This is a genomic window from Mesorhizobium sp. M0587 (assembly GCF_040320945.1).
GTDB lineage: Bacteria > Pseudomonadota > Alphaproteobacteria > Rhizobiales > Rhizobiaceae > Mesorhizobium.
This window is the reverse complement of record NZ_JAMYQP010000049.1, coordinates 25,277-35,344: the sequence shown is the minus strand read 5'-3', so window position 1 is coordinate 35,344 and position 10,068 is coordinate 25,277. Positions and strand designations below refer to the sequence as shown.

At 61.7% G+C, this 10,068-nt stretch carries 9 protein-coding genes; all 9 read right to left on the bottom strand.

What is annotated here, in order from left to right:
* Positions 1–72: 72 nt before the first annotated feature.
* Positions 73–300, bottom strand: coding sequence for a hypothetical protein (locus NKI49_RS29365; RefSeq protein WP_352695852.1), 228 nt, complete (start codon positions 298–300; stop codon positions 73–75).
* A gap of 414 nt (positions 301–714) precedes the next feature.
* Complete coding sequence (locus NKI49_RS29360; protein ID WP_352600600.1) at positions 715–1,188, bottom strand: hypothetical protein; 474 nt, start codon at positions 1,186–1,188, stop codon at positions 715–717.
* Between the two features lie 126 nt (positions 1,189–1,314).
* The gene (locus NKI49_RS29355; protein WP_352600598.1) at positions 1,315–1,836 is read right to left on the bottom strand and encodes a hypothetical protein; all 522 of its coding nucleotides are present in this window, start codon (positions 1,834–1,836) and stop codon (positions 1,315–1,317) included.
* A 518-nt stretch (positions 1,837–2,354) separates the two neighbouring features.
* Positions 2,355–2,963, bottom strand: a complete 609-nt coding sequence (locus NKI49_RS29350; protein WP_352600596.1) for a T6SS immunity protein Tdi1 domain-containing protein — start codon at positions 2,961–2,963, stop codon at positions 2,355–2,357.
* Entirely contained in the window at positions 2,926–5,610 is a 2,685-nt protein-coding gene (locus tag NKI49_RS29345) for a hypothetical protein (RefSeq protein WP_352600594.1), read from the bottom strand. Before NKI49_RS29345 ends, NKI49_RS29350 begins: the two co-directional genes overlap by 38 nt.
* Positions 5,610–6,122, bottom strand: coding sequence for a hypothetical protein (locus NKI49_RS29340; protein ID WP_352600592.1), 513 nt, complete (start codon positions 6,120–6,122; stop codon positions 5,610–5,612). Before NKI49_RS29340 ends, NKI49_RS29345 begins: the two co-directional genes overlap by 1 nt.
* 2 nt (positions 6,123–6,124) lie before the next feature.
* Positions 6,125–6,817, bottom strand: coding sequence for a hypothetical protein (locus NKI49_RS29335; protein ID WP_352600590.1), 693 nt, complete (start codon positions 6,815–6,817; stop codon positions 6,125–6,127).
* A gap of 100 nt (positions 6,818–6,917) precedes the next feature.
* A complete protein-coding gene (locus NKI49_RS29330) occupies positions 6,918–9,386 on the bottom strand; it encodes a phage tail protein (RefSeq protein ID WP_352600588.1) in 2,469 nt (822 codons plus the stop codon).
* Positions 9,386–9,985, bottom strand: coding sequence for a phage connector family protein (locus NKI49_RS29325; RefSeq protein WP_352600586.1), 600 nt, complete (start codon positions 9,983–9,985; stop codon positions 9,386–9,388). The genes NKI49_RS29330 and NKI49_RS29325 overlap by 1 nt, the downstream gene beginning before the upstream one ends.
* Positions 9,986–10,068 lie beyond the last annotated feature (83 nt).

The following is a 10,068-nucleotide window of genomic DNA, read 5'->3' as shown; positions in this document are numbered from 1 at the left end:
CAATAATCTGCTCTTCCGTGAACCGCTTTCTCTTCATCAGTCCGTCCTTCGATCAAGGGCCGGACTCTAATCTCAGATGGAGGAAATTCTCAGTGGCAGGTCACTGGCATTCCATCGGGCCATGTCTTGTGCGCGGATGATCCGGTAGAGCCCATGCTTGAACGAGGCCCCACCGAAGCTGGCCAGCAATTGATTCAAGCCGGGGATTTTCGTGTCGCCGGCCTGCTGACCTGCATCCGCAGCCACCCTGCTTTCTATCGCAAAATTCTGTCGAAATATCTCGAACAACGTGCCCCCCATGATTCTCGCCCCTGCTTCGGCCTGCTCTCGCTGTTTGCGAAGATATCCAGTTGGTTGCGCTACACCTCCGCCATAGCCGTCCAATCCCGACCAGAATGCGTTCCTCGCCGGTCGGCCCGCCCGGCCCGGCCGGCATGCCGAGTTCGATTCTCATTCTCGCCTAGACGCGCACCTTGTCCTTCTTGGCCATACCCGGTCGGGCGATTTGCTCGTGGGCGAAACTTACGTAGATATTACAACTAATTCTACCCAACATAGCAAATAATGCAACATTGATCGCGTGTCTGTTCATGCAGCTATTTGACCTCGAAGTTCCATCTTTTCAGTTGGATAAACAATATTATGATCTTGAGCTGCCGAATTAACGGCCCGATAGCATTGTGAAGGGCCTGGCGATCTTCGGGCGCCGGCACATCACTCCTGAAGCAGCGGCAAAACCTTCTCGTCGAGGAATTTGAGACGCCCGTCCAACATCTCCGCGTTGGCGGGATTAGCGGGGACATTAACAGGGATCAGCTTCGCTACCGACTTGCCTTGACGCGCCGCTTCAACCCAATCTTCCATTGCGCCGATATATCCATCCAGCGCCTCATAGGGAGTCTCGACATCGTCGCCGGGCATATATGCTGGAGGTACATCACCTACGATCACCCATATCCATCGGGGCACATCTCGTCTCCCCGAAGAGATCTCGAAGAGAAAAATGTATATTATCCCCTCGGCACCGTACCCAAAATACTCGGCTTCGATATTCTTTACCCAATCATAGGACTGAAGGTATTCACGAGCTTCGAGAAGTGCCGCATCAAGGTTATTGTCTGCGTCGGGATCGCCTGCCGCAAGGGGCAAACGACTGACTTTACTGAGATCTGGCGTAACTGCGTTCACGATTTCTCTCCACTACTCATTTCGTCTGGCGCCATCGTTTCTTACCTCGGCGCCGAACCGGAGGTTTGACCAGGCGCTTGACAATAACTACCGACAGACCACCCGGCTTCGCGAGTTAAGGACTACTTAGTCGACGTCGAACGGTTCGATGGATGCGGAGGGCAGCCCGAGTTCATCAAGCACATCCAAGGCGCGCTCCGATATCACGAGGTATAGTTCCTGATTGATCCCGAAGTCGTCATGACCTGCCCTGCCGTCCACCTTGAGCCAGACAAACGGAGGGAGCACGACGTCGGGCTGCACTAGGTGAAAATCCTCGGATGTGGTTACCTTCGCGTCTGCGAATGTGGCGCCAGAGATGCCGATAGCGAGTAACTCATGTTTGGCTTCTTCGGTCACGAGAAAACAGGGAAACGAGGTCACGAGTGCGTCTCCGAGCCAGCCCGCGAAACGATAGTGGAGCTTGCTCACGATGGGCGGATGAACACTGGCGTCCTCGATGGTGCCTTCGCTCAGTTCGCCAGCTACTAGAGGCTTTACTGTGTAATATGGCATTACCGAATTGTCCGCCGTCACCGCAGCAGGTTCTTCCGCCCCAGCCATCCTCTGGCCAAACGCAACAAGGCTGCGCCATATCCTTGCGACCACCGCTAACTCCCTTTCAGGTCTCTGGAGAGATCCGCCTTAGTCATCTCCACCTTGTTGCTGACGAATTGGGAACGAACACGTGGTCACCGTATAGGATCGAAACAATTGCCGTCGATCGTATTACGGTGACAGTGCACTATTTTCCATATTCCAGTCGAAGGTTCACTCCAGTCACATAGGTGAGATCGAGACAGTGCACTGTCAACGTAATTCGGGAGATGGATTTCATTGTCTAGACGTGCGGTGACAATGCACTTCTACCATGTCCGTCCGATTGTTATCGTGATGGGTCAACGGGAAGGCGAGGCAAGCGAAGAAAAAATAGTGCACTGTCGTTGCAATTTTTGCCTTCTTCCCGAGATCGCCGGACAGAAAACGGCTTTTACATAGAGATCTTTTACATAGAGATATTGTCCCACCGAATTGTCGATCGACTGTGATGGCGACCATCAGTCACTCTCGACCCGAGGCGGCAACCATCGCCTCAGCAGGGGCCATATGGCCGTCTCCGCAAAGCGTTATATGCGCACTGGTGTTCCTGGTGGCAGGCCTCGCACCTTCGCGATAATTTGACCCATGATGTGCCAGTAGACATCCAGATCCGACAATTCGAGATTCTCGATTGTGTCCTCGCCGCCGAGAAACAGCGGTGTCTTGCTGCCTATGCATTGAGTATAGGCTGGTTCGGCGCCGCCGGCTTCCCGCCACATTGCGTACCCATCCGACGCCAATGCCGCATCCTGATCTTCGATGAGTTCAACATCGTGGAAGGTTCGGATATTGCACGGCATTTGCAGAGCCTCTCCTGTGCGAGGCTCAAACAGCACGACGCCAGGTTCGCCTTGCTCCGATCTTCCAGTCTCGATCGCAAAAGCGGTCCCCTGCCAATCGTAGCCAAAGCATGTGATTCGTCCGGTGAACTCGGGAAATCCCAGGCTGACCCTGGCATTCCACCGGGTCACGTCCTGTGCACGGACGATCCGGTACAGACCATTTTTGAACGATGCGCCGCCGAAGCTTTTGAACAGCTCGTTCAAGCCAGGCACTTTCGTATCCAGCGATGAATTGCCAGCCACAGTCGGCACCGTGCTATCTATTTGGAAATTTTTTCGGAACGTCTCGTACACCGCGATCTCCAATCGTTACCTTGTTGATTTTAGTTCCGTAAGGCAAATGCTTGATTTTGTGTCTTATCTGCGAACCAAGACTGGTGTTAACGCTGGCATCGATGGCCGCCATATTCTCCAGTATGTCGCCTCCGCCTAGCTGCAAATCAATTCTGTGATCGACATGGCTGCCGGCGGGCACGTGGTTACCAGCAGCCAAAAACCTTCTACGAGCTGAACCAAATAGCCGCACAGCACGGCTAACCACAGTGAGGGCATCGGTCAATAACTTAACTTTGAGATCCGCCGCCGCCCGTTGCGCAGCATTCCACTCAGGCATGTAATATAGGTGCAGATCGTGGCCAGCAGAGGCTTCGTCTGTAGCGGCGCCAGTGCCTTCGCTCTCCACCGGAAGCGGGTCGGGAGCCGGACGAGCCGACACGTCTGTGCTTGCGCCAGAATCTGACCTTGAAGGGGAATCGGCTACCTCCGTAGGCAGAACGGCTCGCTCTTGGAACCTTTGGGCCAACTGCCCATAGATCGCGCTAAGGCCTTCATCGAGGAGCTTGCCGCCAGCATTCCAGAATACACCTGAAGCTATCCCACTGCCGATGGACTGGTCACGGCCGGTGGCCTCCGCGGCGCCGTACCCACCCCCCTCAATGCCAGTAAGACCAATGCGGGCAAGAAGGCCGGACAAGCCCTCCATCGTCGTCGTGCCAAACCTACCAGCAAGTGTAATGCCCGCTTGACCAAGACCGCGGCCGCTCAGATATGCGCCAAGCACACCTGCAGCGATTCCCGCAGATCCAGCTCGATCCCGTGCATCTTGTGTCCCGGCACGCTCAGCGGCGAGCTCTTCCTCGTAGTTGCTCCCCGAGATCAATGAATTCATCCGCGCAGCGAATTTGTCGCCATACCCAAAGGTCGCGCCGTCCGCCATCAGGCGTACGGTGTCATTGAGCGCCACGAGCGGCTTCAGGTAGGCAGGCAGGGCGTCGAAAGCAGCCAGATTTCGACTGACACGCTCCTCCGCGGATACGGGAACTGCGTTGTTCGCAATGCTTCGTGCAATCCGAGACTGGTTCTCGTCGCTCAGTTGCAGCGCCATGGCTGCCAGAACACCCGGGTCAGACGTGCCCGCGAACAGATCGCGCAGCACTGCATCCCGCTCGCGTTGCGGCACGCTCTCATCGTTCAACGTGTCGACGAGGTATTTAACGACAGACAACGGCAGCGGCTGGACTTTCTTGATTCCAAGCTGCAGCTGCACGGCGACAGAGCGGGTGATCGCCTTCTGGTAGGCAGCCGGATCGTAGCTGTCGTCGCTTGATACCGCGTTCCAGTATGCGTCCGCTATCGGGTCGATCTTGCGGATAAAGTCGGCAGGAGCGGCGGCACGAGCCTGCAAAACCTGCCTGGTGGCGGCTAATGTTATCTCGAACTGCGCCTGATCTTGCTCCGAGGTGGTACTGCCCGGCTTTGGCTCGGCTGCGAGCAGCTTGGCATCAATGGCATCTCTCGGCATTCTGACCATGTCGAATGCCTGAAGACCGACCTTGAAGGTCCGTTCGAGAGCCAGAGACTGTTCGCCGCCCTCCTCGGTGCCGTAGACTACGGCGAAATCACTATCGTCCGGCTTCTTTCCAGCGTAACCGCCGGTGTACATGAGGGCGTCCGGTGCGTTCTGGTGAGCGAGTCGAATATTGGTGCGCGCATCGAACAGCTGCTCAGTCATCGCGACCTGGGCCTTCTGGCCAAGTTCCTGAAGATGGTCCGGCGACAGATCGGCAATCCATGGACCCGCGGCCCACGTTGCCTTTCTGTCGAGCTGTCCGGCATTCGCGTGAGGCGTCTCTGCGTCGCCCGCCGGTTCGTCTACTGAGACATTGGAGTTCTCGGCGAGTTTGGTCGCGGCAGCCGAACTATTCACGGCATTATCCGTCGTACTCACCGGCACCGCCGTTCGCGCCCCGCCCAGCATAGCCGCAGCCCGCTTCGGATCCTTGGCGATCATCGCCTGGACCAGCGCCTTGGCCGTGTTGCTGCGCCAGACGGCTTCCGCCGCTTGCCGGGCGAGCGGGTTGCCAATCTTGGCGATCAGATCGGACCCGTTCTGCCGGATCGCCTCGAAAGCTCCGATATCGTTCGGGTCGCCTTTTGCGATGGAGCTGGTGGTTATGGTGTCGACCTTCGCCCACTCCGCGAGCTCATAGTCGTCGCGCTGCGCCTGCTGCCGCCCCGCCATGCGCAACGAGCCGGCCGCGCGCATGGCCTCCTTCTGCCTGGCGAAATTGGCGCGCTGGCTTTCGGGTATGTTCGGCAGGGCGTCGTCGAACAGCTTGTCGAACAGGCCGGGCTTGGTGACCTGGCCGGTGCGCGGATCGACCTGGCCGTACATCGCATCATGCAGGCCCGCGCCGTCAGCCGGCGCATTCGCCGCCACCTCGTCTTCCGCCTGCGCGATCCGGCCATTGAATCGACGGCGCGCGAGTTCGGCGTCGAACGCCTCCTGCTGCTGCTTGCGCTGCTGATAACGCTCGGCGACGGCGGAGAGCTCGTCACCGAACTGCTGCATGGCGCCGCCGGCCGGCGAACCGTTGGGGTATTGCACCGAATTGCCGGTATCGAGCCGGCGCTGGGCAAGCTGGAGAGGGATCGTCGCCATCAGTAGAGGCCTCCGGTGGAGGAGCTACGCGGTGCCGGCGGGAAGGCGCCTCTGCCGAAGGCCACGGCCCTGGTCGGGTCGTAGAGGCCGGAAAGGCCCGACACGAGGCTGCTGCCGGCCTTGAAGATCGACCCCGCCACCGCCTGCTTGCCGGAGAAGCGCGAGATGGCGGCCTGGCTGTTGAGAGCGTTCTGGCGCAGCGCCGAGCCGTACTGGATCGCCTTCAGGTCGAGCTGACCCTGCCTGGCGTTGGCCGCCAGCACCTCGACCGGCGAGCCCGCCACACTGAGGCCCGAGGCACCGGCCTGGGCGCGCGCCTGCGACAGCAAGAGATCCTGCTTGTGGCGCTCCCGGCTCTGTTCGAAGGCGGCGCTTTGCGCATCGGCCTGCGCCTGCTGCTCATAGGCTCTGGCCTGATAGCCGGCCATCTGCTTCTGCTGCTGGCCTTCGACCAATGCGCCGCCGGCCGACAGGGCGGTCCCTGCCAGCCCAAGAAGGGCAAGTGTGCACATGTTCAGCCTCGTTCGCCCAAGGGTTTGCTTGCTGGTTTGCTTGCGGGAATGAATTTGCTTTTGACGCTGGCTTCGGAGCGCTCGGCCGGCGCGCCGAGCGCGGGCCGCGGGTCGAGCGCGCCGCCGGGGCTGAGAAACGAGAGCAGCAGCCTGTCGGCCCGCAGCGCCGGCCGGCTGAGACGGGCGGGCGCGGCGGCGCGCGGCCCGGCCAAGGCGGCGCGGCGCGTGGTGGCCAGGTTGACCTTCAGCTCGGCCACGCTGGCGGCGTCGAACAGGTTGTTGGCGGCGACGACGCCCCGGGCGAGCGTATCGACGTCGAACAATTCCTGGCGCAGCCGCTCGACCAGCCGGTGGACGCAGCGCCAGCGCTCGCCAAGCAGCGCGGCTCGGGCCCTGGCCTCGTCACCGAGCGCGGCGATGTCGGCCCGGGCTTCGCTTTGCGCGGCCTCCGCCCGGCGCTTGCCGGCGGCCTCGATGGTTCGTTCCAGCAGCGCGATGGCGTCGTTGCAGTCGTCGAGCGCTGCGCGCGCGGCTGCCAGTTCGCCATCGCCGAACACCGCGCGATCCTCGGCTTTCGCCAACTCGCGTCTCCGGGCAATCGCGTCGTCGAGGTCGGTGTCGAGCAGGGCGATGAGGACGGCAAAATCGGCAGCCGTCCGCGCCCTGCCGAGTTCTTCGGCATGGAGGGATGTCATGGATGGGGTCCTTTACTTGGGAGTGAGGAGCGGTCCGCGAAGCTGCCAATCTCCCCCCTCGTGGGGGAGATTGGCTGTCGCTCGGCTATCGCCATCTCACCTAAGGCTCGGCGTCGAACACCGGCGTCATTGCCCGGATCGTGCAGGGCGTCGGGTTGGTGTGGCGGATCCGCACCCGGCCCTGCCCTTCCCAGCTATCGTCGATCGGCACCTCGACATTGCCGGTGAACAGCATTGCCCCTCCGTCGGGCGCAACGATCGAGGGCATGCGCACCGGCTCCCACCGGCCGCGCATGAAGGATTGCACTTCGAGACCCGTGGTGTCGGTCTCGAGCAGCGACAGGATCACTTTGGCCACCTTCTTGCGGCGGCCGAGGATCGAGCCGTCGCGGCCGCCGACGTCGAGCTCCAGCGTGTCGGCGCCCGCCGCATAGGGCAGGCCGAGCTGCCATTTGGCGGCGGTAGATCCGCCGGGCAAGGTCACCGTGCCGCCGCCACTGACGGTGAGGCCGCGGTAGGCCTTGCCGTCGGCGAGCACATCGACGGACTGGCCGGCAAGGTGTGCTGCGCCACCCACCGTGGCCACGGCGGCGCCCAGATAGGTCAGGCCGCAATCGACCTCGAAGGCGTCGGCAACGGCTCCGTATTCGAACGGCGCGGTTTTGATTTCGATATAGCGCCTGGTCACGCCACCGATGGTGCGCTTGACGACCAGCCAGAGGTCGTCATTGCCGTCCTGGCCGGGCGTCACCGCGGCACTTTCGACGAGAGCCCAATTGGAGCCGCCGAAGCCGCCGCCCAGGCGGTGCCGGTGCATGCCTCTGACATCCTGGCTTGGCTGGTGCGTGTAGCCGCCAAGCTCGCCATTATCGAGCGGAAACCACAGCAACGGGTCGGGATCGGTCTGGAAGGCGAGTTCGACCACGCCTTGCTTGGGGATGTGCTCGGAAATCTGGCCGACATCGTCCGACGTGAAGCGGCTTTGCGCCGTCTGCGCCAGCTCGGCAATCGATTTGCGCGAGCGCGTCACATAGAGGAACGACTGGCCTGCATCGACCGGGCGGATGCGGGCGCAGCCGAAGGTGCGTGAACGCCGGTTCTTGAACGAGGACGGCGTCAGCGCCTCGTCGATGCCCGAGCCCGAAAGCGCCCGCACCCCGCCCGATGTGCCGATCAGCAGCGCGCCGTCGGATTCCGCAATCCATGTGATGTCGTTGGCCTGGCCGCCGCCGGCCTGAATGAACTCCAGCGCGTCGTCGTCCTTTTCGCCCAGCGCGAAATTGTCGAAGTCGCCGGTGGCCGAGGCATAGACCGAGAATTTCCGGCTGAAGGCCAGCCGCTCCTCGTAGAGGGAACCGCTCTCGACATATTTGCCGGGCACGAAGGTGCCGAGCCGCCAGCGGGTGATCGGCGAGAGGTCTGGCAGCGCGTGGCCGTAGAGCCTGACCCTGACCACGGTGGCGCTGGTGCGGCTGGTGATCTTGGCCCAGCGCCAGACATTGTCGCCGCCGAGCAGACGCACGGCGCGGCCGACATCGCTGGCCTGGAACCCGGTGCCGCCGTTGATGCCGCTGGTCGACGAGGCGGTGAGGTCGAACGGCGTCATCGTATCGCCGTTTTCGGCCATGGCGAGTTCAGCCATGCTGGTGACCGTGGCGTCGCTGCCGCCGCCGCCGGAGAACTTGAACCTGTAATATTCGTACGTGGTCGCGTTCTGGAATTCGTAGAAACGGACTTCCGAGCCCGACCATCCGATCTCGCCGGCGCGGCTATCGAGGGACGTGTAGTTGACGCCGTCGTTCGAGCCTGAGAGCACCCATGCAGTGCACATATCGCCGTTGCCGGCGACGCTGTCGGCTGCCGCGATCCAATAGGCGTTGATCGCCTTTCCTTGCCCGACCGGAAAGCGGTACTGCACGAACCCGTTGCTGCCGTCTCCGACCTTCACATATTGCGTGAAATCGCGGTCGAAAATCTGCCAGCTGGGGCCTGCTGTGCCGTCATCGGTGACCGTGCCGCTTGGCATGGAATAGCCAGTCATCTTCGGCGTCGCATGGCCCGTGCTCGCCGGCGTCAGCGTGGTGGGCGTCTCGTTGATCGGATCATAGGGGCCGTCAAGAAACTCGAAATCAGTCAGCGCCCAACTGGTGTGAGCGGTTCGGGTCAGCACCTTCGGCGGATAGTTCTTGTGGGTGATCCACATCTGGTCGGCGGATTGCACATAATCGAGGGCGAACAGGTCGGCCTCGATGTATGGCGACGCTACTTCGACCGCCCCCACCCGCGCACCATAGGCGTAGACGCGAACATACAGGTCGCCGAATTCGAGCGCGTAGGCCTGGTCGGCAGAGAAGATGAACGGGATCAGCCGCGTCTTCTTGGCCGATGTCTTGACCTCGCCGGCGAAATAGGTGCCGCCGCGCTTGCGGATGCCGCCATGCGGCAAGGTGAGGAAGTTCTCGCATTTCGAAAGCGCCGCCCGGTAGAAATCGAGCGAGGCGCGCGCGTGCAGCCTCGGCGAGATCTCTCCGCGGGTGAAGACGTCCTGGACCGGATAGAGCGCCGCCATCAGCGCCAACCCCTGCTGTCGCCGCGCCGGGCGCTCCAGGACGCCGCGTAGAACCGGCCGCCGCGCTGGATCGCGTTGGCGTTGAGAGCGGCATCGAGAGCCCGGTCATAGGCCGAGCGGGCAATATCGATCATGCCCGATTTGTGCGTCAGCGGATGCGCCACCTTGATGGCAAGGGCCGCCACCAGCACCTCGGTGAACAGCGCGTCCCAGTCGTTCGGATCCGTGAGATTGGCGAGATAGCGGATGGTCAGCGGATCGCGAAGGTCGGAGTAGATCAGCCCAGCCTCCTGGCGCCAGGAAATCGGCACGCCGTCCGGTTCGCCATTATGCGTCGGCGGCAACGGCCGTAGGCAGTCGGCCGGCAGCTCATAGGCGAAGTTCAGCGTGCAATCGCCGCCGCCGCTATCCGCACCGGTGACGGTGGCGCGCAGGATCGCGAACACCCAGGCATATTTGGTCAGCTCGGCCTCGCGCGTCAGGTCGAAATGCAGGTTCAAGAGCCGCGCCGCCTTGACGTCCTGATCGAGACTGTCGATCGGCGCCTCGTCGAGCACGGCAAGCGCCATGTTGGCGATATCGAGCGGGGTGATGGCCATGGTGTCAGGCCTCCGTGGTGAGGGTTGATTTTGGGAAGGGCATGGTTGAGGTCGCGATCCTTCGCGCCCCCCTCTGTCCGGCA

Coding starts and splice junctions, on each gene's coding strand:
- NKI49_RS29365 (WP_352695852.1), bottom strand. CDS start 300: ATGGGGGGCACGTTGTTCGAGATATTTCGACAGAATTTTGCGATAGAA.
- NKI49_RS29335 (WP_352600590.1), bottom strand. CDS start 6,817: ATGACATCCCTCCATGCCGAAGAACTCGGCAGGGCGCGGACGGCTGCC.
- NKI49_RS29345 (WP_352600594.1), bottom strand. CDS start 5,610: ATGGCGACGATCCCTCTCCAGCTTGCCCAGCGCCGGCTCGATACCGGC.
- NKI49_RS29340 (WP_352600592.1), bottom strand. CDS start 6,122: ATGTGCACACTTGCCCTTCTTGGGCTGGCAGGGACCGCCCTGTCGGCC.
- NKI49_RS29325 (WP_352600586.1), bottom strand. CDS start 9,985: ATGGCCATCACCCCGCTCGATATCGCCAACATGGCGCTTGCCGTGCTC.
- NKI49_RS29330 (WP_352600588.1), bottom strand. CDS start 9,386: ATGGCGGCGCTCTATCCGGTCCAGGACGTCTTCACCCGCGGAGAGATC.